The sequence below is a fragment of the Variovorax sp. KBS0712 genome (assembly GCF_006323185.2).
GTDB classification, from domain to species: domain Bacteria; phylum Pseudomonadota; class Gammaproteobacteria; order Burkholderiales; family Burkholderiaceae_C; genus Variovorax; species Variovorax boronicumulans.
Genome location: NZ_VCCD02000001.1, coordinates 2,927,801 through 2,953,813, shown reverse-complemented (window position 1 = coordinate 2,953,813; position 26,013 = coordinate 2,927,801). Strand labels below are relative to the sequence as shown.

Here is a 26,013-nt window from a genome sequence, read left to right as displayed (position 1 = left end):
TCCATTCGTTGTCAAAAACCATGAACACACAGAACGAACTTTCCACCGCGCCGGACGTGCGCGCCCTGCGCGTGAACGGCCAGCGCCTCTGGGACTCGCTGATGCAGCTTGCGCAACTCGGCGCCACCGAGAAGGGCGGCGTGTGCCGCATCGCGCTCACCGACCTCGATCGACAGGGCCGCGACCTCTTCACGCGCTGGGCGCGTGAAGCCGGCTGCGAGGTGCGCGTGGACGCCATCGGCAACATCTTCGCGCGCCGCGCGGGCCGCAACAACGCGCTGCCACCCATCACCACCGGCAGCCACATCGACACGCAGCCCACGGGCGGCAAGTTCGACGGCAACTACGGCGTGCTCGCGGGGCTCGAGGTGGTGCGCGCGCTGAACGACGCGGGCATCGAAACCGAAGCACCGCTCGAAGTGGCGGTGTGGACCAACGAGGAAGGCTCGCGCTTCGTGCCCGTGATGATGGGCTCGGGCGTGTTCGCCGGCGCCTTCACGCTGGAGCATGCGCTCGCGCAGCGCGACACCGAAGGCGTGAGCGTGGCCGATGCGCTCTCGGCCATCGGCTATGCCGGTGCCGTGCCCGCTTCGGCCGCGTCATCGCCGGTCGGCGCGTACTTCGAGGCACACATCGAACAGGGGCCGGTGCTCGAAGCCAACGAGCGCGTCATCGGCGTGGTCGAGGGCGCGCTGGGCCAGCGCTGGTACGACGTGGTGGTGCAGGGCATGGAGGCCCATGCCGGCCCGACGCCGATGGAACTGCGCAAGGACGCGCTGCTGGCCGCCTCCGAACTCGTGGTCGAGGTGAACCGCATCGCGCTCGCGCATGCGCCGCACGGGCGCGGCACGGTCGGCTGGATCGACAACTACCCGAACTCGCGCAACGTGATCCCGGGCCGCGTGAAGCTCAGCGTCGACCTGCGCGCGGCCGACGACGTGGTGCTGTCGGCCATGGACGCGGCGCTGAAGGAAGCCGTGCAGCGCATCGCCACCAAGGGCAAGGTCGAGGCGACGGTCGAGCAGGTCGTGTACTTCCCGCCGCAGCCGTTCACGCCCGCGCTGGTGTCGGCCGTGCGCGAGGCCGCGCAGGACCAGGGCATGACGTGGATGAACGTGATCAGCGGCGCCGGCCACGACGCCGTGTACCTCGCGCGCGTGTGCCCTGCGGCGATGATCTTCGTGCCCTGCCTGGACGGCATCAGCCACAACGAGATCGAAGACGCGCAGCCCGACCACCTCGAAGCCGGCTGCAACGTGCTGCTGCAGGCGATGCTGCAGAGCGCGGGAGTGGCCGCGTGAAGGCGGCGCTTCGCCGCATCGGCCTGCACTGCGTGCTGGCGATGGGCATGGTCGCGGCGTCGACGGCGACCCTGGCGGCTGGAGAGCCGATCCTGGTCGGCCAGTCCGCGGTGCTCACCGGCCCGTTCACGCCGAACAGCCTCGCGTTCATGGAAGGCCAGACGCTGTTCCTCGACCAGTTGAACAAGGCGGGCGGCGTCGGTGGCCGGCCCGTCAAGATGATCACCTACGACGACGCCTACATTCCCGAGAAGGCCGCGGCCAACGCCGAGAAGCTGCTCGGCACGGACCGCGTCGTCTGCCTGTTTGGAACCATGGGCACGGGCATCGGCGCGGCGATGGTGCCGGTGGCGGCGAAGTACGACAGCTTCATCTTCGGCGGGCTGACCGGTGCGGCGGTGCTGCGCGGGCCGAAGGTGCCGATCTACCACGTGCGGGAGTCGTATGCCGACGAGGTCTCGCGTGTGATGAACCACCTGACGACCGTGGGCCTGACGCGCATCGCCATCGTCTCCAGCGATGACGCCTACGGCAAGGGCATCGAGAAGGACGCGGTGGCCGTGCTCGAGAAGAACAAGCGGCCGGCCCTGCTGTCGCTGCGCTTCGATCCGAAGGAGAAGGACCATCCCGCCATCGCGCAGCAGGTCATCGCGAGCGGGGCGCAGGCGGTGTACGTCATCGCGGCCGGAACGCCTGCGATCAACATCATCCGCTCGCTGGTGGCTGCGCCCATCCATCCGCAGATCTACACGAACTCGGTGGCGAGCTCGTTCCTTCTGTACAAGGAGCTCGGCGACAAGAGCCGCGGCATCGTGCTGTCGCAGGTAGTGCCGCCGTTCTGGAAGATGCGCTTTCCCATCGTCGACGAATACCAGCGCGCGCGGAAGGCCGCGGGCAGCGAAGGCGAAGGTTCCTACCTGGGGCTGGAGGGCTACATCACGGCCAAGGCCTTTGCAGAATCGCTGCAGCGCGTGAAGGGGCCGATCACCACCGAATCGCTGCGCCGCAGCATCGAGAACTCGCCGCCCATGAACCTGAATGGCTTCACGGTCGCGTTCCGTCCCGACAACCGCAACGGCTCCAGCTTTGGCGACATCACCATGCTGGGCAGCGCCGGAAAGTTTGCCCAATGAAAGTCCTGATCGCACGTCTCAACCACGAGACCAACACCTTCTCGCCCGTGCCCACGCCGCTCGCGGCCTTCGGGCCCGACGGCCCGACCTTCGGCGAACAGGCCTACACCGACAACAAGGGCATGCGCACCGCGATGTCGGCCTTCATCGACCTGGCCGAAGCGGCGGGCGCGCAGCTCGTCACGCCGGTGTCGGCTTCGGCCAACCCGAGCGGTCCGGTCGATGCGCAGGCCTACACCACGCTCACGCAATGCATCGTCGATGCGGCGCCTGGCTGCGACGCGATCCTGCTCGACCTGCACGGCGCGATGGTGGCGCAGAACAGCACCGACGGCGAAGGCGACCTGCTGGTGCGCCTGCGCGCCGCGGCGCCCGGCGTGCCGATCGGCGTGGCGCTGGACCTGCATGCCAACGTGACGCCCGCGATGGTGGACAACGCCGACGTGATCGTCGGCTTCAAGACCTACCCGCACGTCGACATGTACGAGACCGGCGAGCACGCCGGCCGCCTGCTGTTCGACCTGTTGGCCGGGCGCAGCCAGCCGCACATGCGCTGGCGCCAGCTGCCGCTGATGGCGCACACGCTGCGCAGCGCCTCGTTCACCGGCGCGATGCAGCGGGCCATCGAGGCGGCGCGCGCGGCGGAGGAATCCGAGTCGCTGGCGGTGTCGATCCTGGCGGGCTTCTCGCTGTCGGACATCACGGCACCGTGCATGAGCGTGATCGCGGTCGATGCCCAATCGCCCGCGCGCGCACAGGCCACGGCCGACCGCATCGCGGCGCAGATGTGGGCCGAGCGCGAGGCCTTCATCTACCGCAGCGAGCCGCTGGCCGAGTCGGTCGCGCGCGCGAAACTCATCGCCGGCGGCGCCACGCGCCCGGTGCTGCTGCTCGACCACGGCGACAACTGCATGTCGGGCGGCAGCTGCGACACGATGGACGTGCTGCAGGAGGCACTGGCGCAGGGCCTGGACGGCATCGGCGTCGGGCCGCTGTGCGACCCGGAGGCAGTGGCCGCGCTGGTCGCGGCGGGCGAGGGCGCCGAAGTGACAGTGGCGCTGGGCAACAAGGTGTCGCTGGAAGGCATCGGCCTGAAGAAGACACCGGTGCAGCTGACGGGCGTCGTGCGAACGGTCAGCGACGGCGAGTACGTGATCACCGGCCCCACCTACACCGGGCAGCGCAGCAGCATGGGGCGCACCGTGCTGTTCGATATCGGCGCGGCGCGCATCGTCGTCACCGAGCGCACGCAGGAGCCGTGGGACATCGGCGTGTTCGAGTGCGCCGGGCTCGACCCGCGCACCGAGCGCTTCCTGCTGCTGAAATCGCGCATGTACTGCCGGCCGGTGTTCGAGCCGCTGTCGGCGGCGCTGGTGGAGTGCGACAGCCCGGGCGTGACCAGCTCCGACTACAGCCTGTTCCCGTTCAGCCAGGTGCACCGGCCGGTGTTTCCGCTCGATGCGAACGCGGCGATGGACGCGCCCGCATAACCTGCCACGTCATCGACGCGCGGCGCGTGGCCCGCGACCATTCCTTCACCCCGCGCTGTTGCGGGTCGAACCCTCGAAAGGAACAGTCGCCATGAACACCGCCGCCCACGACGCCCATGCCATCGCCACGGGCTACATCGCCGTCTGGAACGAGACCGACGCCGCGCGCCGCGCCGCACTCATCGACGCCGGCTGGACCGCCGACGCCCGCTATGTCGACCCGATGGCGCAGGCCAGCGGCCACGAGCAGATCAGCGCGCTGGTCGGCGCGGTACACCAGCGCTACCCGGGCTTTCGCTTCCAACTGCTGGGCAAGGCCGAGGCGCACGGCGACAACCTGCGCTTCTCGTGGACCCTGGGCCCGAGCGGCGCCGACGACCTGATCCAGGGCACCGACTTCGCGCAGGTCGACGCGGGCAAGCTGCGCGTGGTGACGGGTTTTCTCGACCGCGTGCCCGCCGGCGCGTGATGAAGCAGGCGGGTCAGTCGCCCGCCGGCCGGCCGCGCCAGAGCTTGCGATAGACCGTGGCGCGGCTGATGCCCAGCGTGCGCGCCGCCTCGGCCACGTTGCCGCGCGCGTCGCTCACCGCCTTGCGGATCAGGGCGGTTTCCACGTCGCGCAGGCGGGGGCGGCCATCGGTGGCGTCGCCCGGCACGCCGCCATGCTCGCTGCCGCCACGCTGGGCCCGCACCTGCACCCGCAGGCCCGACCACAGCGGCACCTCGAGCATGGCGTCGCCGCGCCGGGCGGCATCGAACATCATGTGCAGCGGCAGCGCGAACAGGTCGTTGAAATGCAGGCCGCCGGCATGGCAGACCAGCGGCTGGTGCAGCATCTGCCGCGCCGCCGCGTTGGCCCCGGTGACATGGCCCGCGGCGTCGATGCACAGCAGGCCCTCGGTGGTCTCGCTGCTCGGGCAGCCGGGCCAGAGCAGGCGCAGCAGCAGCTCGCAGGGCTCGCGCTGCACCAGCAGGTTCTCGATGCTGCGCGCCGACAGGGTGGCCAGGTGGCGCAGCTCGGGCCGCTCGACCACCTGCACGCCCGTGAGGTCGAGCATGCCGATGCAGTCGCCCCGGGGCCCGAAGAGCGGGGCGCCGGCGCAGCTGTACACACTGGTGTCGTCAAAGAAGTGCTCACCCCGGTGCAGCCACACCGATTCCTGCTCGGCCAGCGCCGTGCCGATGGCGCTGGTGCCGATGGCGCTTTCGGACAGGTCGACGCCGATGCGCCCGATGTCGCGTGCATAGCGGGCGGCGGGGTCGGTGCCGTCGGGCAAGGTACCCACGTCGACCACGATGCCCCGGGCGTCGGTCAGGATGGCGAAATAGCGGGTGTCGGCGATGGCGCGCGAGAGCCGTTCGATCACCGGACGCGCCGCCGTGACCAGGGCCCGGTTGCATTCCGTGACCTCGCGGCTGGCGGTGCGGCTCACGGGCTCGAAGCTCACGCGCTGCTGGGGCCGGCGGCCGGCCTCCAGGCAGCGCTGCCAGGAGCGGGTGATGCCCGGGTCGACCCGCACGCTGCCGCGCGGGCGGGGGCCGTCGCCGTCGATCAGCTCGCGGCGCGCCTGCGCAATGGCCAGCGAGCGCTCAGCAGGAGGGGGGACGGCGGAAGCGGACATCATCGTGAAAGTTCTTCTTCGCGCGGGGAGGGCTGCTTTTGCGGGCCGGCCGGTTGGCAAGCTGTTTCATTTTGAGAATTTCCCGCGCTCTGTGCAAGTGTCAAGGGTTTTTGCCTAGGATAGTGCGAAAGGGCGGCATCCAAGATGCCTCGCTGAACCAGCCATCACCTTTCACGGAGACAGCCACATGCAGGTCGCTTTCAAGGTCAACGGCCGGCCGGTCACGGTCGACGCCCCACCCAACACCTTCCTTGTGCACGCGATCCGCGAGCACCTCCACCTCACCGGCACCCACGTCGGCTGCGACACCGCCCAGTGCGGCGCCTGCACGGTCCACCTGAACGGCCGCGCGGTCAAGTCGTGCAACATCCTGGTCGCGCAGGCGGCCGGCGCCGACGTCACCACCATCGAGGGCGTGGCCGCCGCCGACGGCACCATGCACCCCATGCAGGCGGCCTTCAAGGAATGCCACGGCCTGCAGTGCGGTTTCTGCACCCCGGGCATGGTCATGAGCGCCATCGACCTGTGCACCCACCACCCCAAGTCGAGCGAATCGGAGATCCGCGAGCTGCTCGAGGGCAACCTGTGCCGGTGCACGGGCTACCAGAACATCGTCAAGGCCGTGAAGATGGGCGGCGAGGCCATGGCATCGGGCAATCCGGTGCCGACCCAGCAAACCACGGTCACGGCCTGAGGAGAGCGACATGGGCGCTTCCGACTTCTCCAACCTGCCGCACATCGGCGAGGCATTGCGGCGCAAGGAAGACTACCGCTTCCTGACCGGCGCGGGCAACTACACCGACGACATCACGCTGGCCAACCAGAGCCACGCGGTCTTCGTGCGCTCGCCGCACGCGCATGCCGTCATCAAGTCGATCGACATCGCCGAGGCCTCGAAGATGCCCGGCGTGGTCGGCATCTTCAGCGGCAAGGACATCGAAGGCAAGATGGGCGGGCTGCCCTGCGGCTGGCTCATCAACAACCCCGACGGCACCCCCATGAAGGAGCCGATGCACCCGATCCTGGCGATCAACAAGGTGCGCTACGTGGGCGACCACGTCGCCATGGTGGTGGCCGAGACGGTCGAGCAGGCCAAGAACGCGGCCGAGGCCGTGGTGGTCGACTACGACGTGCTGCCCGCGCTGGTGAGCGTGGCCGACGCCGCCAGGAAGGCCAGCGGCGTCACCCTGCACGACGAGGCGCCCGACAACCAGTGCTACAAGTGGGCGCTGGGCGACAAGGCGGCGGTCGATGCGGTGTTTGCCACCGCCGCGCACGTCACGAAGCTCGACCTGGTCAACAACCGGCTCGTGCCCAACCCGATCGAGCCGCGCGTGGCCATCGGCAGCTACGCCCGCGGCACCGACGACTACACGCTCTACGTGTCGAACCAGAACCCGCACGTCGAGCGACTGCTGATGACGGCCTTCGTGCTGGGCCTGCCCGAGCACAAGGTGCGCGTGATCGCGCCCGACGTGGGCGGCGGCTTCGGCTCCAAGATCTTCCTGTACGCCGAAGACGTGTGCCTGACCTGGGCGGCCAAGCAGCTCAACCGCAACATCAAGTGGACGGCGGAACGCTCGGAGTGCTTCCTGTCCGACGCGCACGGCCGCGACCACGTGAGCCACGCCGAGATGGCGATGGACAAGGACGGCAAGTTCCTGGCCATGCGCGTGCACACCGACGCCAACCTGGGCGCCTACCTGTCGACCTTCTCGACGGCAGTGCCGACCATCCTGTACGCCACGCTGCTGGCGGGCCAGTACACGACGCCGCAGATCTACGTCGAGGTCGATGCCTGGTTCACCAATACCTCGCCGGTCGATGCGTACCGCGGGGCCGGGCGGCCCGAGGCCACCTACCTGCTGGAGCGCCTGGTGTCGCGCTGTGCCTGGGAAATGAACCTGGGCCAGGACGAGATCCGCAAGCGCAACTTCATCACCAGCTTCCCGTACCAGACGCCCGTGGCGCTGCAGTACGACACCGGCGACTTCCATGCCTGCATGGACAAGGCGCGGGTGCTGGCCGAGGTCGACGGTTATGCCGCGCGCAAGGCGGCGACCGAGGCCAAGGGCAAGCTGCGCGGCATGGGGTATTCGAGCTACATCGAGGCCTGCGGCATCGCGCCGTCGAACATCGCGGGGGCGCTCGGCGCGCGCGCGGGCCTGTTCGAGTGCGGCGAGATCCGCGTGCACCCGACCGGCAGCGTGACGGTGTTCACCGGCTCGCACAGCCACGGGCAAGGCCATGAAACCACCTTCGCGCAGGTCGTGGCCGCGCGCCTGGGCATTCCGGTCGAGAACGTCGACGTGGTGCACGGCGACACCGGCCGCGTGCCCTTCGGCATGGGCACCTACGGCTCGCGCTCCATCTCGGTGGGCGGCGCGGCCATCATGAAGGCGCTCGACAAGATCGAGACCAAGGCCAAGAAGATCGCCGCGCACCTCATGGAGGCGAGCGACGCCGACATCGAGTTCGCCAACGGCGAGTTCACGGTCAAGGGCACCGACAAGAAGATTCCGTTCGGCCAGGTGGCGCTCACGGCCTACGTGCCGCACAACTACCCGCTCGACAAGCTCGAGCCGGGCCTGAACGAAACCGCCTTCTACGACCCGACCAACTTCACCTTCCCGGGCGGCACCTACATCTGCGAGGTCGAGATCGACAAAGAGACCGGCGAGGTCAAGGTCGACCGCTTCACCGCGGTGGACGACTTCGGCACCATCATCAACCCGATGATCGTCGAGGGCCAGGTGCACGGCGGGCTGGTGCAGGGCATCGGCCAGGCGCTGCTCGAGAACTGCGTGTACGACAACGAAACCGGCCAGCTGCTCACCGGCAGCTTCATGGACTACGCCATGCCGCGCGCCGGCGACTTCCCGCAGTTCAAGCTCGACACCGTCTGCACCCCCTGCACCCACAACCCGCTGGGCACCAAGGGCTGCGGCGAGGCGGGCGCCATCGGGTCGCCGCCGGCCGTCATCAACGCCGTGCTCGACGCGCTGGCGCCGCTGGGCGTCAAGGATTTCGACATGCCCGCTTCGTCCAGCCGCGTCTGGGAAGCGATGCAAGCCGCCGCCAAGCCCTGAACGACACAAGAAATAACAGAGAAGGAATCACCCCATGTATGCCTTCACACTCGAACGGCCCGCCAGCGTGGCGGACGCGGCCCGGCTCATCGCCGCGGGCGGCAAGCCACTGGCCGGCGGACAGACCCTGCTGGCCTCGATGAAGCTGCGACTCTCGGCGCCCGAGCAGCTCGTCGACCTCGGCGGCATCAAGGAACTCACCGGCATCAAGAAGGACGGCGGCGCGATCACCCTCGGCGCCATGTCGCGCCACCTCGACGTGGCGAACAACGCCGACGTGAAGGCCGCGTACCCCGCGCTGGCCGACCTCGCGTCGCGCATCGGCGACCGGCAGGTGCGCGCGATGGGCACCGTCGGCGGCTCGGTGGCCAACAACGACCCGGCGGCGTGCTACCCGAGCGCGGTGCTGGCCTCGGGCGCGACCATCGTCACCTCGAAGCGCGAAATCGCGGCCGACGACTTCTTCCAGGGCCTGTTCACCACGGCACTTGAAGAAGACGAACTGATCGTCGCCATCCGCTTCCCGATTCCGAAGCGTGCGGTGTACGAGAAGCTGCGCCAGAAGGCCTCCAACTTCCCGCTGGTCGGCATCTTCCTGACGCAGTACGACAGCGGCGTGCGCGTGGCCGTTACCGGCGCGGGCAACGGCGTGTTCCGCCATGCCGGGCTCGAAGATGCGCTCAACAAGAGCTTCACCGCCGCGGCAGCTGCCGCCGTGAAGATCGACGCGAGCGACCTGAACAGCGACCTGCATGCCTCGGCCGCCTATCGCGCGAACCTGATCAGCGTGCTGACGCAGCGCGCCGTGACCAAAGCACTCGGCTGAAGCAGCCCAGCGCCGCCGCCCACCGGAAGGCGCGACACCCTCGCGTCTTCCGCTACGCTTGCCCATGATCTTCCCGACCATCGACGCCCTTTCCGACGGCTTGCGGCAGGCCGGCTACTTTGCCGACCGCCGCCTGGCCACCGCGGTGTTCCTCGCGCTCAAGCTGCAGCGCCCGCTGCTGCTCGAAGGCGAGCCCGGCGTCGGCAAGACCGAACTGGCCAAGGCGCTGTCGACGGCCCTGAACCGCGAGCTGCTGCGCCTGCAGTGCTACGACGGCATGGAGCAGCGCGAGGCGCTCTACGAATGGAACTACGCCGCGCAGCTGCTGCACATGCGCGCGGCCGAAGCCACCGGGGCAGCACGCGACGTGGAGGCCGAGGTCTACCAGCCGCACTACCTGATCCGCCGCCCGCTGCTGCAGGCACTGCAGACGCCGGCCCCCGGCTCGGTGCTGCTGATCGACGAGGTCGACCGCGCCGACGAGCCCTTCGAAGCCTTCCTGCTCGAGTACCTGGGCGAGTACCAGGTCAGCATTCCCGAACTGGGCACCGTGCGCGCCGTGGTGCCGCCGGTCACTTTGCTCACCAGCAACCGCACGCGCGAGCTCAACGACGCCGTGAAGCGGCGCTGCCTCTACCACTGGCTCGACTACCCCGAGCGCGAGCGCGAGCTGGCCATCGTGCGCGCGCAGGTGCCGCACGCCGGCGAGACGCTGTCGGCGCAGGTGGCGGCCTTTGTCGCGCGGCTGCGCTCCGCGCCCTTCGTCAACGCCTTCCAGCGCGCGCCCGGCATCGCCGAAAGCGTGGAGTGGGCGCGGGCGCTCATCGCGCTCGACACCGTCGAACTCGATCCTGAAGTGGTCGTCGACACCGCTGGCATCCTGTTCAAGCAGCGCGACGACGTGGCGGCGCTGACGCACGAGCTGGCCTCCGACCTGCTGAGGCCCGAGGAACCGCTCGCGAGCTGAGCGAGGCCGAGGCACCTACATGGCCGGCATCCAGCAACTCGGCGACGTGCGCAGCGGCAAGCTGGCGGGCAACATCGCCGCCTTCGGCCGCGCATTGCGCCGCGCCGGCGTGCGCACCGACGCCATGCGCATCGCGCTCGCCACCGAGGCGGCCGCGCTGGTCGGGGTCGAAGACAAGCTCGACCTGGGCGCCGCCATGGAAGCCGTGATGGTCAGCCGCGAGCAAGACCGGCTGGTGTTCCGTGAGCTCTTCGACGCGTGGTTCCGCGACCCCGAACTGGCCAACAAGCTGCTCGCCCAGATGCTGCCCAGTGCCGAGGGCAAGGCCGAGCCCTCCAAGCGGCGCCCGCGCGTGCGAGAAGCGCTGAGCCCGCCGCGCGATGCCGTGAAGCCCGCGGCACCGACGAAGCCCGACGAGGAGATCAAGTTCGACGCCGCCATGACGGCCAGCGACCGCCAGCGGCTGCAGCATGCCGACTTCAACGCGCTGGGCGCGGCCGAGTACCGGCTGGTCGAGCGGTTGGCGCGCGACATCACGCTGCCGGTGCCCCGGCTGCCCACGCGCCGCCTGCGCCCCGCTGGCGACGCGGGCAGCGTGCACGCCCGCATGCACTGGCCCGGCGTGCTGCACGAGGCGGCCCGCACCGGCGACGAGATCCTGCGCCTGCCCCGGCTGTCGCGGCGCGAACAGCCCTTGCCGCTGCTGGTGCTGGTCGACGTGTCGGGCTCGATGGAGCGCTACGCGCGCCTGTTGCTGGCCTTTCTGCATGCCGCCACGCGGCGCGCCGGCCGGCGCGACGTGTTCGCCTTCGGCACGCGGCTGACCGACCTCACGCCGGCTTTCCGGCTGGCCGACACCGACGCCATGCTGGGGGCCGCCAGCCTGGCCATCGACGACTTCGCGGGCGGCACGCGGCTGGGCGGCTCGCTGGCCGAGCTGCGCCAGTCGCACGCGCGCCGGCTCATCGGCCGCCGCACGCTGGTGCTGGTGATCAGCGACGGCCTCGACACGGGCGAGCCCGCGCAGCTCGAGACCGAGCTGCAGTGGCTCCAGCGCCATTCGCGCCGGCTGCTGTGGCTCAACCCGCTGCTGCGCTTCGAGGGCTACGCCCCTCTGGCGCGTGGGGCTGCCGTGCTGCACCGCCATGCGGACGCGATGCTGGCGGTCCACAATCTGAATGCACTCGAACAGCTGGCCGCCAGCCTGGCCGCGCTGATGCGCGCCAGTCGCTAGGACCGGACTCAGGAAGGAACAAAGGAAACCCACCATGGAAATGCTCGGAAACCGCCGCCTCGGCGTCACCCAACAACAGGCCTGGGACGCGCTCAACGATCCCGAGACGCTCAAGAAGTGCATCCCCGGCTGCGACAAGTTCGAGCTCACGGGCGACAACACCTACAGCGTGGCGCTGGCCGTGAAGATCGGTCCGGTGTCGGCCAAGTTCAGCGGCAAGGTGATGCTGTCGGACATCGTCGCGCCCGACGGCTACAAGCTCACCTTCGAGGGGCAGGGCGGCGTGGCGGGGTTCGCCAAGGGCTCGTCGAGCGTGTCGCTCAAGCCGGTGGCCGTGGCCGACAGCGCACCCACCGCAGAGGGCGCACCTGCTGCCGAAGCTACCCCCGTGGCTGCGACCCCCGCCGGCTGCGAACTCGACTACACCGTGCAGGCCCAGGTCGGCGGCAAGATCGCCCAGCTCGGCCAGCGCCTGATCGACGGCGCGGCCAAGTCCACCGCCGACGATTTCTTCAAGCGCTTCGAGGCCGAGATGCAAAGCCGCTACGGCCCGCCGCCCGCACCGCCCGCGGAAGCACCGGCCGAGGCGCCCGCCGAGAAGGCTGACGTGATGTCGGGCCTCATGAAGAAGATGGGCTTCGGCAAGAAGGACGGCGAAGACGCCGCCACCCCGGGCGACGCCGCCTGACGCACAAGGTCCTGCCATGGAAAACCTCGACGTCATGGTGCTGCGCACGCTGCGCGACTGGCGGCGTGCCGGCAAGCGCGCGCTGCTGACCACCGTGGTGCGCACCTGGGGCTCGTCGCCGCGGCCCGTGGGCTCGATCATGGCGCTGGCCGAGGACGGCGCCGTGGTCGGCTCGGTCTCGGGCGGCTGCATCGAGGACGACCTGATCGCGCGCTACAGCCATGCCCACGGCAAGGGCGAGGACGTGCCGCTGGGCGCGCCGCCCGCGCTCGTCAAGTACGGCATCACGGCCGACGAGGCGCACCGCTTCGGGCTGCCGTGCGGCGGCACGCTCGAGCTGCTGCTCGAATACGCGCCCGACGCCGACGCGCTCGACACGCTGGTCGCCGAGCTCGAACGCGGCAAGCTCATGCGTCGCACGGTGACGCTGGCCACCGGCGCGGTGCGGCTGGCCGAGGCGACCGCGCCCGACGAGCTCACGGTGAACGACACCGAGCTCACCAACACCTTCGGCCCCGAGTACCGCATGCTGCTCATCGGCGCCGGCCAGCTCGCCGAATACCTCGCGACCATGGCCAAGTTCAGCGGCTTCGCCGTGACGCTGTGCGATCCGCGCGCCGAGTACCGCACCGCGTGGACGCTGTCCGGCGTGACGATCACCACCGAGATGCCCGACGACGCCGTGCTGGCCTTCAAGCCTGACCGCCGCAGCTGCGTGGTCGCGCTCACGCACGACCCCAAGCTCGACGACCTCGCGCTGCTCGAGGCATTGCAGAGCGAGGCCTTCTACGTGGGCGCCATCGGTTCGCGCCGCAACGCCGACGCGCGGCGCGACCGCATGATCGAGCACTTCGACCAGACGGCCGAGTCGCTCGCGCGCCTGCGCGGGCCCATCGGCATCTTCATCGGCAGCAAGACGCCGCCCGAGATCGCGGTGAGCGTGATGGCGGAAATTCTGGCGGTGAAGAACGCGGTGACGTTGCCGCGCGAAGTCGAAGTGGCGCGCGCCAAGGAAATCCAGCAGCTACAACCGAGCTGAACCGAACTGCTGCGCGAGGCTCAGTCCACGCCCAGCAGGTCGTAGATGCGGCGCACGTACTCGCCGAACTCGGGGCTGGTCTTCACGTGCAGCTTGCGCGGCTCGGGCAGATTGATGCGAAAGAAGTCGGCCATGCGCGCCGGCCCGGCCGTGAGCACCGCGCAGTGCGAGCCCAGGAACACCGCCTCCTGGATGCTGTGTGTGACCACGATGAAGGTCTTGCGGCTGCGCTCCCAGATGCGCAGCATCTCCAGGTTCATCTTCTCGCGCGTGAGCGCATCGAGCGCGCCGAAGGGCTCGTCCATGAGCACCAGCTTCGGGTCGTGGATGAGCGCGCGTGCGATGGCGGCGCGCTGCTGCATGCCGCCCGAGAGTTCGTAGGGCAGCTTGTCGGCGAAGCCCGTGAGGCCGACCATGTCGAGCAGCTCGTGCGCGCGCGCTTTGGCGGCCTTGCGGTCCAGCCCGAGGATGTCGGCGGGCAGCAGCACGTTCTCGAGAATCGTGCGCCACTTCAGCAGCAGCGGCTGCTGGAACACCATGCCGACGTCGCGGCCCGGGTTGAAGCCCGTGCCGCCAGGGCCGCCGATTTCGAGCGTGCCGCCGTCGTGGCCGTGCAGCCCCGACAGGATCTTCAGCAGCGTCGACTTGCCGCAGCCCGAGGGACCGACCAGCGAGATCATGTCGCCCGCGTGCACGTCCATCGTGACGTCGGAGACGGCGAGGAACTCCTCGTTGCGCTTGCGGTAGACCTTGCGCAGCTGCCGCATGCGGATCAGCGGCGCCTCCTGCGCAGGCGCGAGCACCGCGCTCATGCCAGCCACCGTGCGAGGTTGTCGCGCACGAAGGCGTCGTCGGCCAGGTCGCCGTGCTGGCGGTAGACGCGGTCGATTTCCGCCGACTGCCCGTGGCCCAGGTCTTCTTCGGGGTCGAGGCACCAGATGCCTTCGAGCAGGCCCTGGCGCCGCAGCACTTCGTGGCAGCCCGCGATGCAGCCGTGGAAGTTGTTCGCCACGTCGAAGAAGGCCGCGTTGCAGTCGGTCACGCGCGAATCGAGCGCGAGCAGGGCGGGGCTCAGTGCGCCGCCGCTGGCGGCCAGCTCGGCCTTGATCTGCTGCAGCTGGTGCACCGCGCTCGACGTCCACACCGACCAGTGGCCCAGCAGGCCGCCGCGAAAGCGCACCTGCACGGGTGCGCCGTCGCGCATCGCGGCAAAGGGCAGCGCCAGGTCGAGCACGATGTGGTCGTCGTTGCCGGTGTAGAGGAACACGCGCTCCTCGGCGCGCGCGTCGACCAGCCCGCGCACCACGTCGATGCTGCGGTAGCGGTTGAAGGGCGCGACCTTGATGGCCAGCGCGTTGGGAATGAGCGCGAAGCGGCGCCAGAAGTCGCTCGACAGGATCGGGCCGCCGACCACGGTCTGCAGGTAGAAGCCGATCAGCGGGATCTCCTGCGCCACCGCCTCGCAGTGGGCGATGAGCGCGTCTTCCGACGACCCGGCCAGCGCCGCCAGGCTCAGCAGCCCCGCGTGATAGCCCAGAGAGACGGCGGTGCGCGCCTCGGCCTGCGCCTGCGCGGTCGGGCCGCACAGGCCCGCGATCATCGCCATCGGGCGGTCGTTCCAGGCCAGGCGGTCCTGCATCGCGGCTTCGAGCACGGTGGCATACAGGCCGCGCTCGCGGATCGCGAACTGCGTGGTGTGCACGCCCACCGCGAGGCCGCCCACGCCGGCATCGACGTAGTAGCGCGTGAGCGCGCGCTGGCGCTGGCGGTCGAACTGGCGGTCGGCGTCGAGCGCGAGCGGATGCGCCGGGATGACGGTGCCTTGCGACAGCAGCGCAAGCACGTCGGCGGGAAGGTCGGAGCGGTTCAGTGGCATGGGCGAAGGTCCTCAGGCGAACTCGGGGCCGGCGATGGCGTGGATGAAGGCGGGGTGTCCGGTGGGCGGCTGCGCGCCCTCGCGCGTGGCCAGCGCCATGCGTGCGAAGCCGCGCTGCGGTGTGAAGCCGGCGGCGCGCAATGCGGCAGCCATGGCCTTGCGGTCGTCGGGCACGTCGACATAGATGCGGCCGTCGATGCCGCGTGCGGCCTGCGTCAGCAGCGCGGCGGCGACAGCTTCGTCGGACGACAGCAGCGGTCCGATGTGGTGCGCGGTGCGACCCGCACGCACGAGGCCGAAGCCCAAGCCGTTGCGCACGCAGCGGCTGTCCTCGCGCCCGAGCAGGTCGGCGAGCACGGTGGGGCGCGCGAAGCCCAGCGCCTGTGCGTCGAGCGCCGCCAGGTTGTCGAGGGCTGGCTTGTCTGTGGCGAGCGATGCGGTGGCGGGCGCGGCCTCGCGCTGCCAGCGCGTGAGCCGCCACAGCGGCGTGAAGCCGAAGCTCGCGTAGAGCGGCTCGCCCTGCGGCGTGGCGTCGAGCATGGCAACGAGGCCGGTGGCCTTCACCTGGTCGAGGCAGCGCGCGAACACCGCGCGGCCCAGGCCTTGCCCGCGTGCGGCCGGCATCACAAGGATCATGCTGATCCAGGCCACGCCGTCCATTGGCAGCACCGCGCCACTGGCGACGAGCTGGCCCTCGCCATCAGGCATGTCATGCACGCCATGCACCGTGCCGAGCCGCTCGAACAGCCGCCAGTCGTGCGCGGTCTGGTTCCAGCCGCTCGCGGCGACCAGCGCGTCGAGCATCGGGGCGATGCCGGGCGTGATCGACGAGAGTGCTTCGACGGCGGGCATGGTCACGGGCTCAGTACTTGCCGTCGCGCGATTCGAATTTGGTCGGCTTGCCGTACTGGCGTTGCTCGCGCGAGATCCAGTCAGCCACCCATCGGATCTGCTGCGCCAGCGGCACGCGCGGGTAACCGAACAGGCGCTCGGCCTCGCCGGTGTTCATGAGCCAGGCGGTGGGCGCCTCTTGCCCGCTGATCGTCACGGGCTTGTCGAACTGGCGCGCGAACTCCTCGGCGAGCCAGCGGATCGACGTGGTCTCCGGGCCGCTCACGTTGAGCGGCGAGGTCGGCACGGTGGCCGCCGCCAGGCAGCGCAGCGCCTGCGCGTTCGCGTCCCCTTGCCAGATCACGTTGACATGGCCCATGGTCACGTCGACCGGCTCGCCGCGCCACACCTTGAGCGCCACGTCGGCCAGCACGCCGTAGCGCAGGTCGATGGCGTAGCTCAGGCGGAACAGGCGGCCGGGCGTGCCGTGGCGCTGCGAGAAGTACTCGAACATGCGCTCGCGGCCCACGCACGAGTTGGCGTACTCGCCGGGCGGGTTGGGAGCGTCGCTCTCGCTCGCACCCTGGCTGGTCACGGGCACGAAGGGGTACACGCAGGCGGTCGAGAAGGCGACGATGCGCGAGGCGTGGAAGTGCTCGGCCACCAGCGCCGGTACGTGCGCGTTCATGGCCCAGGTCAGCGGGTTGTCGGCGTCGGCGCCGAACTTGCGGCCGGCCATGAAGACCACGTTGGCGCACGGCGGCAGCGCGGCGATGGCGGCGCGGTCGAGCAGGTCGCAGGCGATGGTCTCGATGCCGTGTGCTTCGAGGGCTTCGCGCACGCCGGCTTCGCTGAAGCGGGCGACGGCGATCACGCGGCGACCGGGCATGGCGTTCTTGGCGAGGCGGGCCAGCGTGGGGCCCATCTTGCCGCCCACGCCGAGGATCATCAGGTCGCCGTCGAGGCGGGCCATGTCGCGCACGAGGTCGCGCGAGGGCGTGGCCAGGTAGTCTTCGAGTGCGGCTTCGCTCTCGAAGCGCTCGGGAGAGGGCAGGTCGTCGAGGACAGGCGTGGAGGTCATTGGATTCTTGCGTCCTGGGTGATGAAGAGGCGCTCCAGCAGAAGCACCAGCAGATAGAGCAGCACGCCCAGGCCCGTGATGAGCAGCACGGCCATGAAGACCGCGGGCGTGTCCAGCGAGGCCTGGACCTGGATCATCAGATAGCCCAGGCCTCGTTCCGAGGCGATGAACTCGCCCACCACCGCGCCCGCCACGGCGAGGATGGTGGCGACCTTCATGCCCGAGAACACGTACGGCAGCGAGCCCGGCAGTTGGATGTAGCGAAACAGCTGCCAGCGCGAGCCCTTGAGCGCGCGCACGAGGTCGAGCAGCTCGGGCTCGGTCTCGTTCAGGCCGCGGATGGTGGTCAGCAGGATCGGGAAGAAGCACAGGCTGAACGTGATGAGGATGTTCGGCCCGATGCCGTAGCTGAACCACACGATCACCAGCGGCCCCATCGCCACCTTCGGAATCATGTTGAGCGTGACCAGCAGCGGAAACACCAGCAGCATCAGCCGCTTGCTGGTGATGAAGAGCAGGGCGCAAAGAATGCCGAGCACCAGGCCCAGTGCGTAGCCGCCGAACACTTCGAGCGCGGTGACGCCGGTGTTCTTGAGCCAGCTGTAGTTCGGGTTGGCCAGCGTGGCCAGCACCTTCGAAGGCGCCGGCAGGATGAAGGGCTGGATCGCGAAGACCCGCACCACCAGCTCCCACAGCGCGATGCCCGCCAGATGCACCGCGACCACGAGGGCCCAGCGCTGCCATTCGGGGCGCTCGCCCGACAAGGGCGCAGGAGCGGGGGGCGCCAGAGCGCCATCAGGTGCCGTCATCTCAATTCCTGGGTCTAGGAAGCAATGCGGCGAATCATAGGAGTCGCCGCGACCCGAGTCAACCAACTAGTTGATAATTTTCATGCGGCGGCTTTGTCGGGCCGCAAGGCGTTGAGCGCGAACTCGATCACGTGCCGGCGCCGCTGCAGCAGCGCGCCGCGCGCATCGAGCGGCTTGCCGAAGATGGCCGACAGCGTGTGGTTGTTGGAGAAGAAGAAATACGAAATGCCGGCGATCGAGATGTAGAGGTTGATCGCATCGAAGTCGGGCCGGAACACGCCCGCCGCCACGCCGCGCTTGAGCGTGGCTTCGAGCATCTCGATGAAGGGCGAGTGCATCTTCTGCAGCCGCTCCGACTCGCGCAGGTGCGCGCCGTGGTTGCGGTTCTCGTCGGCCAGCAGCGCGATGAACTCGGGGTGCTCGGCCAGGTAGTCGAACGAGAAGGCCACCAGCTGCTTCATGGCTTCGAGCGGCTCGAGTTCGTCGAGCGTGAGCTTCTGTTCCTTCTCGCGGATCTCGGCATAGACCGATTCGAGCGCCACCAGGTACAGCCCCTGCTTGCTGTCGAAGTAGTGGTACACGAGCTGCTTGTTGACCCCGGCGTTGGCGGCGATCTCGTCGACGCGCGCGCCCGCGAAGCCCTTGGTGGCGAACTCGGCCACCGCGGCAGAGATGAGCGCCTGCTTGGCGGCGACGGGGTCGCGTTCGCGTTTCGTGGCGACGGCGGTGCGGGCGGGGGTGGCGGGCTTGGTGGCGGTCATGGTGTTTTTGATTCTCCCGGCAGTGGCAACGCGGTCTGGATGATCTGGATTGCTTGTCAACCAAACAGTTGGTAATATAAATTTCAGGACCTGTTTTTACCTTCTTTTGGAGTGATCCGCATGAAAAAGCTGTTGTCGGCCACCGGCGCCACCGCCTTGCTCATGGCCTCGGCCCCCGCCGCGTTCGCGGCCGATGCCATGAGCCTGATGCTCAACTGGACACCCACGGCCGATCATGCGCCGATCTATTTCGCGAAGGCCAAGGGCTGGTACACCGAGGCGGGCATCGACCTCAACATCGAGGCCGGCAAGGGCTCGGCCGTGTCGGCGCAGCGCGTGGGCACCGGCGGCAGCGACCTGGGCATTTCCGACCTGCCCACCACGATCCAGGCCAAGGGCAAGGGCGCCGACGTGAAGGCCGTGATGGTCATCTACGCCAACAGCCCGCAGGGCTTCTACTGGCTCAAGTCCTCGGGCATCAACGGCCCGAAGGACTTCGCGGGCCGCAAGATCGGCAACCCGCCTGGCGACGCCGCGCGCCTCATGTGGCCGGCCTTCGCCAAGAAGGTGGGGCTCGACCCGGCCAGCGTGACCTTCGTCAACGTGAGCCCGCAGGCCAAGGTGGCGGCGCTGAAGAGCAAGTCGGTCGACATCATCAGCGACTTCTACAACGAGCACGACCTGAAGGCGCGCGAGTTCGGCGCCGACCTGGGCTTTCAGCCGTGGCGCGACGCGGGCGTGAACGTGTACGGCAACTCGCTGATCGTGAACGGCCCCTACCTCGCGAAGAACCCGGCTCAAGTGAAGAAGTTCGTGGCCGTGACGCAGCGCGCCTACGACGCCTGCGTGAAGAGCTTCGAGCCCTGCCTGCAGGCGCTGCAGGCCAGCGTGAGCGGCCTCACGCCCGACAACCAGCGCGACCAGTGGAATCGCATCAAGCAGTTGATGCGCGACGACACCACGACCAAGGTGGCACTCGGCGCCTTCGACGGTGCGCGCGTGAAGGCCGACTACGAGCTCGTGTCCTCGCTGATCGGCATCGACAAGGCCTACGACCCGGCGACGCTGTTCACCAACGAGTTCCTCGACAAGGGCGTGCGCATGGCGCCCAACTGATGGGAAGAAGCCGCTTCAGCGCGACTCGGAGGAGGGCGGCACCTTCGTGTTGCCCTTCTGCCGTTCGCGGAAGAGGGCAGCACGCATCAGGAAGATGGTGGTGATCGGCGCCGTCAGCACGATGAACAGCACGATCAGCATCGCGTGCAGGAACAGGCTGAAGCCCTGCACCGAGAAGTAGGCGATGGTGGCCACCGTCAGGCACCACGCGCCCACCGTGGCGCCCAGCGTGGGCGCATGGATGCGGCGGAAGAAGGTGGGCAGGCGCACCAGGCCGAAGGAGCCGATGGCTGCGAAGGCCGCGCCCAGCACCGCGAACACGGCAGTAATGATCTCGGCCCACAGGGGCAGGGCAGTGCCGTTCATTCGATGACCTCCCCGCGCAGCAGGAACTTGGCGATCGAGGTCGATCCCACGAAGCCGAACAGCGCCACCAGCATCGCCGCCTCGAAGTACACGCTGCTCGCGTAGTTGATGCCCAGCACCAGCATCATCAGCATGCCGTTGATGTAGAGACAGTCCAGCGCCATCACGCGGTCCTGCGCGGACGGGCCGGCCAGCAGGCGAAAGAGCGCGCACAGCATCGCCACGGCCAGCAGGAAGAGCGCGGCCTTCAGGGCCCAGAAGAGAACAGGCGTCATGATTCGAAAATCTCCATCAGCGGACGTTCGTAGCGGGTCTTGATCAGGGCGATGAAGGCCGCGTCGTCCTCGAGGTCGAACACGTGGATTAGCAGTGTGGTGCGATCGAACGAGACTTCGCCCCAGGCCGTGCCGGGCGTGAGGCACATGATCATCGCGAGCACGGCAAGGCCGTTAGGGTCGCGCATGTCGAGCGGAATCTGCACGAAGTGCGACGAGATGTCCTCGGTGCGGTGCGTGAGCAGCAGCCGCGCCACGTCGTACGCCGACTTCAGCATGTCGAAGGTGACGAGGAACGACAGCCGCAGCGCCACGCCGGGCCGGCGCATGCGCACCCTGGCGGGCCGCAGGCCCTTGGTGATCAGCGGCACGGCAATGGCGAGCAGCGCGGCCGACAGCAGCGTGGCCGCTTCGAGCGACTGGTTGAGCAGCAGCCAGATGACGAACAGCGCGAACGACAGCGGTGGGGAAGGCATCAAGCGCTTCATGGCTTGGCCTCCTCTTTCTTCGCGGGCACCGGGTTGGGCTTCTGCTTGGCGCCGAGCACGGCCTCGCGGTACGCGGTGGGCGTGCGCAGCCCGCCGGCGGTGGCCTGGGCGTGCTGCATCACGGGCTCGGCCCAGACGGTGAGCGCGACGCAGGCTGCGAGCAGGGCCGCCACCGGCAGCACCTCGAGCGCGGGCAGCGAGGGCATGGTGGCGTGGGGCTGCGTCCAGAAATGGCGGATGCCGGTGCGGCTCAAGGCGATCAGCGAGAGAAAGCCCGAGACGATCAGCAGGCCGAGGAAGGCCCAGCCGGCCGTGGTGACGATCTTGCTGTCGAGCAGGCCCGAGAGCATCGCGAACTTGCCGACAAAGCCCGACAGCGGCGGCAAGCCCGCCAGCAGCAGCGTGCAGAGCATGAAGCTCAGGCCCAGGAAGGCCACGCCGGCCGGAATGGCGCGGCCGTAGAGCGCCTGGGCATCGTCGTCGAGGTTCACGTCGTCGAGCGCGCGCAGGTCTTCGGCCAGGAAGGGCGCATTGCCCGCCGCCTCGTGCGGCGCGACGCTCATGCCCGCGTTGCGCCAGCGCTCGATCATGTCGATCAGCAGGAAGAAGGCCGCCACCGCGAGCGTGGAACTCAGCATGTAGTAGAGCGCGCCTGCCCACACGGCCGGCTCGCCCAGCCCGATGGCGGCCAGCAGCGTGCCCGCCGACACCAGCACGCTGTAGCCCGCGAGGTTCGACAGCCGTTGCGTGCCGACGATGCCGATGGCGCCGACGAACAGCGTGGCCAGCCCGACGCTCACCAGCGCAGCCTGCCCGAAGGCGGCCGAGGCGCCGGTGTCGGGCGCGAACAGCACGGTCCACAGGCGCAGCACGGTGTACACGCCGAGCTTGGTGAGCAGCGCAAACACCGCGCCCACCGGCGACACGGCCGCGCTGTAGGCCGGCACCAGCCAGAAGTTGAGCGGCCACGCGCCCGCCTTGGCGAAGAACGCGGTGGCCAGGATGGCCGCCGCCGCGTGCACGAGGCCGCGGTCGCCCGGTGCCAGCTCTGCGATGCGCGCGCCCAGGTCGGCCATGTTGAGCGTGCCGGTCACGCCGTACAGGATGGCCGCGCCGATCAGGAACAGCGACGAGGCCGCGAGGTTGATCGCGATGTAGTGCAGCCCGGCGCGCACGCGCAGCCGGCCCGAGCCGTGCAGCAGCAAGCCGTACGAGGCGGCGAGCATCACCTCGAAGAACACGAAGAGGTTGAACAGGTCGCCCGTGAGGAAGGCGCCGTTCAGGCCCATGAGCTGCAGCTGCAGCAGCGGATGAAAGTGCACGCCCGCGCGGTCCCAGCGCGAGGTCGAATAGATCGAGGCGGCGAAGGCGACCACGCCCGTGAGCGCGACCATCATGGTCGAGAGCCGGTCGGCCACCAGCGTGATGCCGAAGGGCGCGCGCCAGTTGCCCGGCAGGTACACGCCGATCGAGCCCGGGCCGCCGCCGGTGTCGGCTGCGTTCACCCAGCGCAGCAGCGCGAGCGCGGCCAGCAGGCCCACCAGGCCCGAGACCACGCTGAGGAAGGACTTGGTGCGCCGGTGGTTCTCGTTCATCAGCAGCATCAGCGCCGCCGTGAGCATGGGCACGAGGATGGGCACCGCCACCAGGTGCGGCATGCTGAACTCGAGGAAGCGGTCGAGCAGGTGCAAGAGGTCGTTCATTCCACGGCCTCCCGCTCTTCACCGTCCACGTGGTCGGTGCCCGACAGGCCGCGCGAGGCGAGCATCACGACCAGGAACAGGGCGGTCATCGCGAAGCCGATCACGATCGCCGTGAGCACCAGCGCCTGCGGCATCGGATCGGCCGTGTTGGCCAGCGTGGCCTTGAAGCCTTCGAGCAGCACCGGCTCGCTGTCGACCTTGAGCCGGCCCATGCTGAAGATGAACAGGTTGACCGCGTACGAGATGAGCGTCAGGCCCATGATGACCTGGAAGGTGCGCGGGCGCAGCAGCAGGTACACGCCCGAGCCGGTGAGCACGCCGATGGCGATGGCCAGCACGATTTCCATCAGCGGGCCCCCCCGGTGGTGGCAGCCGCTTCTTCGGCTTCGGCGGCGGCGCGCGCCTGCGCTTCTTTCTCTTCTTGTTCGTCGGCCCAGCGATGGCTTCGGATGGACTGGTGGGCCAGCGCGGTCAGGATCAGCATGGTGGCGCCGAGCACCAGCGCGAACACGCCGATGTCGAAGAAGAGGGCGCTGGGCACGTGCATGTCGCCCAGCAGCGGCACGTGCACGTGCGCGGTGTGCGTGGTCAGGAAGGGGTAGCCGAACACGATCGCGCCGCCGCCGGTGGCCAGTGCGAACAGCAGGCCGATGGCGATCCAGCGGCGCGGGTAGATGCGCAGGTGCTCTTCCACCCACTCGGTGCCCGAGACGATGAACTGCAGCACCAGCGCGACCGACATCACCAGCCCCGCGACAAAACCGCCGCCGGGCGCGTTGTGGCCGCGCATGAAGAAATACACCGACACCAGCGCAGCCACCGGCAGCACCAGGCGCACCAGCACGGCCGGCACCATCAGGTAGCCGATGGCGGAGTCGGTGGCGCGGCGCGGGTTCAGCAGGTCGCTGCTGCCGTCGTCGACCTGCAGGCGCTGCTGGATCGGCAGCGCCATCGATTCGATGGCTGGGCGGAAGCGCCGCAGCAGCGCATACACGGTGAGCGCCACGATGCCCAGCACGGTGATCTCGCCGAAGGTGTCGAAGCCGCGGAAGTCGACCAGCATCACGTTGACCACGTTGGTGCCGCCGCCTTCGGTGAGCGCGCGTTCGAGGAAGAAGGGCGAGATGCTCTGCGGGAAGGTGCGCGTCATCAGGGCCCAGGCCAGCGCCGCCATGCCGCAGCCGGCGACGGTGGCCACCAGCAGGTCGCGCCCGCGCCGGCCCCAGGGCCGCAGCCGCATGCGCGCGGGCTGCACCACGTCCTTGCTGCGCATCGGCAGCCAGCGCAGGCCCAGCAGGATGAGCACGGTGGTCACGGCCTCGACCACCAGCTGCGTGAGCGCGAGGTCAGGGGCCGAGAACCAGATGTAGGTGACGCACGAGACCAGCCCGGCGCCCGAGGCCAGCATCAGCGCCGCGAGCCGGTGGAACTTGGCCTGCCACGCGGCGGCCACGGCGCAGGTGCAGCCGATGAGCCAGGTCATCGCGAACATCGGCGAGAAGGGCAGCAGCTCGCGCGTGCCGCGGTCGGCCGGCGTGGCCCACAGCGACGCCGCGGCGCCGGCCACGGCCACCACCACCAGCCACAGCAGCTGCCACTGCAGGCGCCGTGTGCCGAACAGGCGACGGCTGCGCCGGCCGGCTTCGCTCAGCAGCGCGATCAGGTGTTCGAAGATGACCTGCCCGTCGAAGCGGTGCAGCAGCGGCGTGTGCTCCAGGCGCCCGCTGCCCAGCGGGCGGCGCAGCAGCAGGTAGAGCACGGCGCCGCCTGCCAGTGCGACGAAGCTCATCATCAACGGCAGGTTGAAACCGTGCCACACGGCCAGGCTGTAGGCGGGCAGCGTGCCGCCGACCACCGGCGTGGCCGCCGCCGCGAGCATCGGGCCGACCGACCAGGCCGGCGCCACGCCCACCACCAGGCACACCAGCACCAGCAGCTCGACCGGCACGCGCATCCAGTGCGGCGGCTCGTGCGGGGGCTTGGGCACGTCGGGGCCGCAGGGCGGGCCGAAGAACACGTCGAACACGAAGCGCGCCGAGTACGCCACGCTGAAGATGCCCGCGAGGGTGGCGATGACCGGCAGGCTGAAATCGATCCAGGGCGTGGCCTGGATGAAGACCGTCTCGGCGAAGAACATTTCCTTCGAGAGAAAACCGTTGAGCAGCGGCACGCCGGCCATCGAGGCGCTGGCGATGATGGCCAGCGTGCCGGTGATGGGCATGAGCCGCATCAGGCCGCTGAGCTTGCGGATGTCGCGCGTGCCGGTCTCGTGGTCGATGATGCCGGCCGCCATGAACAGCGACGCCTTGAAGGTCGCGTGGTTCATCACATGGAACACTGCCGCGACGGCAGCCAGCGGGCTGTTCAGGCCCAGCAGCAGCGTGATGAGGCCCAGGTGCGAGATGGTCGAGTAGGCCAGCAGCGCCTTCAGGTCGCGCTGGAACATGGCCGCGAAGCCGCCCAGCAGCAGCGTGATCGCGCCCGCGCCGCCCACCATCCAGAACCACTGCTCGGTGCCCGAGAGCACGGGCCACAGTCGCGCCATCAGGAACACGCCCAGCTTCACCATGGTGGCCGAGTGCAGGTAGGCCGACACCGGCGTGGGCGCGGCCATGGCGCGCGGCAGCCAGAAGTGGAACGGGAACTGCGCGCTCTTGGTGAACGCGCCGAGCAGGATCAGCACCAGCGCCACCGGGTACAGCGCGTGCGCGCGGATGATGTCGCCCGAGGCCAGCACGATGTCGAGCTCGTAGCTGCCGACGATGCGGCCCAGCACGAGCACGCCGGCCAAAAGGCACAGCCCGCCCGCGCCGGTGACGGTGAGCGCCATGCGCGCACCGCGCCGCGCGTCGCGCCGGTGGTGCCAGTAGCCGATGAGCAGGAACGAGAACAGGCTGGTGAGCTCCCAGAACAGCACCATCTGGATCAGGTTGCCCGAGAGCACCACGCCCATCATCGCGCCCATGAACGCGAGGAAGAACGAGAAGAAGCGCGGCACCGGGTCGGAGGCCGACATGTAGTAGCGCGCATAGAGCACCACCAGCGAGCCGATGCCCAGCACCAGCATGCAGAACAGCCACGCGAAGCCGTCGAGGCGGAACACGAGGTTCAGGCCGAGGGCGGGCAGCCACTCGATCTCCTGGCGCAGCACGTTGCCGTGCGCGATCTGCGGAAAGAGCCAGGCGACCTGGATCGCACAGCCCAATGCGACGAGCCCTGCAAGGGTCGACTCCCGGTTGCGCGCGTTGGAAGGCATCAACGCGGCCAGCACGCTGGCAAGAAAGGGGAGTGCGACGAGAAGGGCGAGGGGCATCGGGG

The 26,013-nt window shown here is 69.2% G+C and carries 25 protein-coding genes; 12 read left to right on the top strand and 13 right to left on the bottom strand.

The features are described 5' to 3' along the window. Positions 1-20: 20 nt before the first annotated feature. The 4 genes from FFI97_RS13660 to FFI97_RS13645 all read left to right on the top strand — a co-directional run bounded on the left by FFI97_RS13660 (position 21) and on the right by FFI97_RS13645 (position 4,393). Positions 21-1,301, top strand: a complete 1,281-nt coding sequence (locus FFI97_RS13660; protein WP_139701857.1) for a Zn-dependent hydrolase — start codon at positions 21-23, stop codon at positions 1,299-1,301. Further along, the gene (locus FFI97_RS13655; protein WP_139701856.1) at positions 1,298-2,434 is read left to right on the top strand and encodes an ABC transporter substrate-binding protein; all 1,137 of its coding nucleotides are present in this window, start codon (positions 1,298-1,300) and stop codon (positions 2,432-2,434) included. The genes FFI97_RS13660 and FFI97_RS13655 overlap by 4 nt, the downstream gene beginning before the upstream one ends. Then, positions 2,431-3,924 carry a M81 family metallopeptidase gene (locus FFI97_RS13650; protein ID WP_139701855.1) on the top strand — a complete coding sequence of 498 codons (1,494 nt, stop codon included), beginning with the start codon at positions 2,431-2,433 and terminating at the stop codon, positions 3,922-3,924. Before FFI97_RS13655 ends, FFI97_RS13650 begins: the two co-directional genes overlap by 4 nt. A 91-nt stretch (positions 3,925-4,015) precedes the next feature. Next, positions 4,016-4,393, top strand: a complete 378-nt coding sequence (locus tag FFI97_RS13645; RefSeq protein ID WP_139701854.1) for a nuclear transport factor 2 family protein — start codon at positions 4,016-4,018, stop codon at positions 4,391-4,393. A 13-nt stretch (positions 4,394-4,406) separates the two neighbouring features. Here FFI97_RS13645 and FFI97_RS13640 read toward each other — a convergent pair whose 3' ends face one another. Beyond that, positions 4,407-5,546: a helix-turn-helix domain-containing protein gene (locus tag FFI97_RS13640; protein WP_139701974.1), complete on the bottom strand. Its 1,140-nt coding sequence runs from the start codon at positions 5,544-5,546 to the stop codon at positions 4,407-4,409. A 187-nt stretch (positions 5,547-5,733) separates the two neighbouring features. Between FFI97_RS13640 and FFI97_RS13635 the strand changes: the two genes are divergently transcribed. From FFI97_RS13635 to FFI97_RS13605, 7 genes are all read left to right on the top strand, one after another. Continuing rightward, a complete protein-coding gene (locus tag FFI97_RS13635; RefSeq protein WP_062468730.1) occupies positions 5,734-6,240 on the top strand; it encodes a (2Fe-2S)-binding protein in 507 nt (168 codons plus the stop codon). 10 nt (positions 6,241-6,250) lie between these two features. Then, entirely contained in the window at positions 6,251-8,635 is a 2,385-nt protein-coding gene (locus tag FFI97_RS13630; protein WP_139701853.1) for a xanthine dehydrogenase family protein molybdopterin-binding subunit, read from the top strand. 34 nt (positions 8,636-8,669) lie between these two features. Then, positions 8,670-9,461 (top strand): FAD binding domain-containing protein, encoded by a 792-nt coding sequence (locus tag FFI97_RS13625; protein WP_139701852.1) that lies wholly within the window; start codon positions 8,670-8,672, stop codon positions 9,459-9,461. Between the two features lie 64 nt (positions 9,462-9,525). Further along, positions 9,526-10,428, top strand: coding sequence for an AAA family ATPase (locus tag FFI97_RS13620; protein WP_139701851.1), 903 nt, complete (start codon positions 9,526-9,528; stop codon positions 10,426-10,428). A gap of 19 nt (positions 10,429-10,447) precedes the next feature. Next, the gene (locus tag FFI97_RS13615) at positions 10,448-11,662 is read left to right on the top strand and encodes a vWA domain-containing protein (RefSeq protein WP_139701850.1); all 1,215 of its coding nucleotides are present in this window, start codon (positions 10,448-10,450) and stop codon (positions 11,660-11,662) included. 34 nt (positions 11,663-11,696) lie between these two features. Beyond that, positions 11,697-12,350: a CoxG family protein gene (locus FFI97_RS13610; RefSeq protein ID WP_144004451.1), complete on the top strand. Its 654-nt coding sequence runs from the start codon at positions 11,697-11,699 to the stop codon at positions 12,348-12,350. A 16-nt stretch (positions 12,351-12,366) separates the two neighbouring features. Further along, positions 12,367-13,389: an XdhC family protein gene (locus tag FFI97_RS13605; RefSeq protein ID WP_062468715.1), complete on the top strand. Its 1,023-nt coding sequence runs from the start codon at positions 12,367-12,369 to the stop codon at positions 13,387-13,389. 20 nt (positions 13,390-13,409) lie between these two features. Here the strand turns inward: FFI97_RS13605 and FFI97_RS13600 are convergent, their stop codons facing one another. The 6 genes from FFI97_RS13600 to FFI97_RS13575 form a co-directional block, all read right to left on the bottom strand. Further along, positions 13,410-14,201 (bottom strand): ABC transporter ATP-binding protein, encoded by a 792-nt coding sequence (locus FFI97_RS13600; RefSeq protein ID WP_139701848.1) that lies wholly within the window; start codon positions 14,199-14,201, stop codon positions 13,410-13,412. Continuing rightward, positions 14,198-15,265: a dihydrodipicolinate synthase family protein gene (locus FFI97_RS13595; protein WP_139701847.1), complete on the bottom strand. Its 1,068-nt coding sequence runs from the start codon at positions 15,263-15,265 to the stop codon at positions 14,198-14,200. Before FFI97_RS13595 ends, FFI97_RS13600 begins: the two co-directional genes overlap by 4 nt. 12 nt (positions 15,266-15,277) lie before the next feature. After that, complete coding sequence (locus tag FFI97_RS13590) at positions 15,278-16,117, bottom strand: GNAT family N-acetyltransferase (protein ID WP_139701846.1); 840 nt, start codon at positions 16,115-16,117, stop codon at positions 15,278-15,280. A 10-nt stretch (positions 16,118-16,127) separates the two neighbouring features. After that, the gene (locus tag FFI97_RS13585; RefSeq protein WP_139701845.1) at positions 16,128-17,177 is read right to left on the bottom strand and encodes an NAD-dependent epimerase/dehydratase family protein; all 1,050 of its coding nucleotides are present in this window, start codon (positions 17,175-17,177) and stop codon (positions 16,128-16,130) included. Beyond that, the gene (locus FFI97_RS13580; RefSeq protein WP_139701844.1) at positions 17,174-17,986 is read right to left on the bottom strand and encodes an ABC transporter permease; all 813 of its coding nucleotides are present in this window, start codon (positions 17,984-17,986) and stop codon (positions 17,174-17,176) included. Before FFI97_RS13580 ends, FFI97_RS13585 begins: the two co-directional genes overlap by 4 nt. An 80-nt stretch (positions 17,987-18,066) precedes the next feature. Further along, positions 18,067-18,747, bottom strand: coding sequence for a TetR family transcriptional regulator (locus tag FFI97_RS13575; RefSeq protein ID WP_139701843.1), 681 nt, complete (start codon positions 18,745-18,747; stop codon positions 18,067-18,069). 120 nt (positions 18,748-18,867) lie between these two features. Between FFI97_RS13575 and FFI97_RS13570 the strand changes: the two genes are divergently transcribed. Next, complete coding sequence (locus FFI97_RS13570) at positions 18,868-19,863, top strand: ABC transporter substrate-binding protein (protein WP_185993611.1); 996 nt, start codon at positions 18,868-18,870, stop codon at positions 19,861-19,863. Between the two features lie 15 nt (positions 19,864-19,878). On the opposite strand, the gene mnhG is transcribed toward FFI97_RS13570, so the two are convergent. The 6 genes from mnhG to FFI97_RS13540 are packed head-to-tail and all read right to left on the bottom strand — an operon-like array spanning position 19,879 to position 26,008. Next, positions 19,879-20,229, bottom strand: a complete 351-nt coding sequence (gene mnhG / locus FFI97_RS13565) for a monovalent cation/H(+) antiporter subunit G (RefSeq protein ID WP_139701842.1) — start codon at positions 20,227-20,229, stop codon at positions 19,879-19,881. Further along, positions 20,226-20,504: a K+/H+ antiporter subunit F gene (locus FFI97_RS13560; protein ID WP_062468691.1), complete on the bottom strand. Its 279-nt coding sequence runs from the start codon at positions 20,502-20,504 to the stop codon at positions 20,226-20,228. The genes mnhG and FFI97_RS13560 overlap by 4 nt, the downstream gene beginning before the upstream one ends. After that, a complete protein-coding gene (locus FFI97_RS13555) occupies positions 20,501-20,992 on the bottom strand; it encodes a Na+/H+ antiporter subunit E (protein ID WP_139701841.1) in 492 nt (163 codons plus the stop codon). Before FFI97_RS13555 ends, FFI97_RS13560 begins: the two co-directional genes overlap by 4 nt. Continuing rightward, on the bottom strand, positions 20,989-22,695 hold the full coding sequence (locus tag FFI97_RS13550) for a monovalent cation/H+ antiporter subunit D (protein ID WP_139701840.1): 1,707 nt from the start codon (positions 22,693-22,695) through the stop codon (positions 20,989-20,991). The genes FFI97_RS13555 and FFI97_RS13550 overlap by 4 nt, the downstream gene beginning before the upstream one ends. Continuing rightward, complete coding sequence (locus tag FFI97_RS13545; protein WP_139701839.1) at positions 22,692-23,042, bottom strand: Na+/H+ antiporter subunit C; 351 nt, start codon at positions 23,040-23,042, stop codon at positions 22,692-22,694. Before FFI97_RS13545 ends, FFI97_RS13550 begins: the two co-directional genes overlap by 4 nt. Continuing rightward, positions 23,042-26,008 (bottom strand): monovalent cation/H+ antiporter subunit A, encoded by a 2,967-nt coding sequence (locus tag FFI97_RS13540; protein WP_139701838.1) that lies wholly within the window; start codon positions 26,006-26,008, stop codon positions 23,042-23,044. Before FFI97_RS13540 ends, FFI97_RS13545 begins: the two co-directional genes overlap by 1 nt. Positions 26,009-26,013 lie beyond the last annotated feature (5 nt).

Excerpts from the sequence above, each read along its gene's own strand:
- FFI97_RS13640 (WP_139701974.1), bottom strand. The coding sequence starts at position 5,546 with ATGTCCGCTTCCGCCGTCCCCCCTCCTGCTGAGCGCTCGCTGGCCATT.
- FFI97_RS13605 (WP_062468715.1), top strand. The coding sequence starts at position 12,367 with ATGGAAAACCTCGACGTCATGGTGCTGCGCACGCTGCGCGACTGGCGG.
- FFI97_RS13610 (WP_144004451.1), top strand. The coding sequence starts at position 11,697 with ATGGAAATGCTCGGAAACCGCCGCCTCGGCGTCACCCAACAACAGGCC.
- FFI97_RS13580 (WP_139701844.1), bottom strand. The coding sequence starts at position 17,986 with ATGACGGCACCTGATGGCGCTCTGGCGCCCCCCGCTCCTGCGCCCTTG.
- FFI97_RS13625 (WP_139701852.1), top strand. The coding sequence starts at position 8,670 with ATGTATGCCTTCACACTCGAACGGCCCGCCAGCGTGGCGGACGCGGCC.
- FFI97_RS13555 (WP_139701841.1), bottom strand. The coding sequence starts at position 20,992 with ATGAAGCGCTTGATGCCTTCCCCACCGCTGTCGTTCGCGCTGTTCGTC.
- FFI97_RS13635 (WP_062468730.1), top strand. The coding sequence starts at position 5,734 with ATGCAGGTCGCTTTCAAGGTCAACGGCCGGCCGGTCACGGTCGACGCC.
- FFI97_RS13620 (WP_139701851.1), top strand. The coding sequence starts at position 9,526 with ATGATCTTCCCGACCATCGACGCCCTTTCCGACGGCTTGCGGCAGGCC.
- FFI97_RS13540 (WP_139701838.1), bottom strand. The coding sequence starts at position 26,008 with ATGCCCCTCGCCCTTCTCGTCGCACTCCCCTTTCTTGCCAGCGTGCTG.
- FFI97_RS13630 (WP_139701853.1), top strand. The coding sequence starts at position 6,251 with ATGGGCGCTTCCGACTTCTCCAACCTGCCGCACATCGGCGAGGCATTG.
- FFI97_RS13650 (WP_139701855.1), top strand. The coding sequence starts at position 2,431 with ATGAAAGTCCTGATCGCACGTCTCAACCACGAGACCAACACCTTCTCG.
- FFI97_RS13545 (WP_139701839.1), bottom strand. The coding sequence starts at position 23,042 with ATGGAAATCGTGCTGGCCATCGCCATCGGCGTGCTCACCGGCTCGGGC.
- mnhG (WP_139701842.1), bottom strand. The coding sequence starts at position 20,229 with ATGAACGGCACTGCCCTGCCCCTGTGGGCCGAGATCATTACTGCCGTG.
- FFI97_RS13585 (WP_139701845.1), bottom strand. The coding sequence starts at position 17,177 with ATGACCTCCACGCCTGTCCTCGACGACCTGCCCTCTCCCGAGCGCTTC.
- FFI97_RS13600 (WP_139701848.1), bottom strand. The coding sequence starts at position 14,201 with ATGAGCGCGGTGCTCGCGCCTGCGCAGGAGGCGCCGCTGATCCGCATG.
- FFI97_RS13550 (WP_139701840.1), bottom strand. The coding sequence starts at position 22,695 with ATGAACGACCTCTTGCACCTGCTCGACCGCTTCCTCGAGTTCAGCATG.
- FFI97_RS13645 (WP_139701854.1), top strand. The coding sequence starts at position 4,016 with ATGAACACCGCCGCCCACGACGCCCATGCCATCGCCACGGGCTACATC.
- FFI97_RS13575 (WP_139701843.1), bottom strand. The coding sequence starts at position 18,747 with ATGACCGCCACCAAGCCCGCCACCCCCGCCCGCACCGCCGTCGCCACG.
- FFI97_RS13590 (WP_139701846.1), bottom strand. The coding sequence starts at position 16,117 with ATGCCCGCCGTCGAAGCACTCTCGTCGATCACGCCCGGCATCGCCCCG.
- FFI97_RS13595 (WP_139701847.1), bottom strand. The coding sequence starts at position 15,265 with ATGCCACTGAACCGCTCCGACCTTCCCGCCGACGTGCTTGCGCTGCTG.
- FFI97_RS13615 (WP_139701850.1), top strand. The coding sequence starts at position 10,448 with ATGGCCGGCATCCAGCAACTCGGCGACGTGCGCAGCGGCAAGCTGGCG.
- FFI97_RS13560 (WP_062468691.1), bottom strand. The coding sequence starts at position 20,504 with ATGACGCCTGTTCTCTTCTGGGCCCTGAAGGCCGCGCTCTTCCTGCTG.
- FFI97_RS13660 (WP_139701857.1), top strand. The coding sequence starts at position 21 with ATGAACACACAGAACGAACTTTCCACCGCGCCGGACGTGCGCGCCCTG.
- FFI97_RS13570 (WP_185993611.1), top strand. The coding sequence starts at position 18,868 with ATGAAAAAGCTGTTGTCGGCCACCGGCGCCACCGCCTTGCTCATGGCC.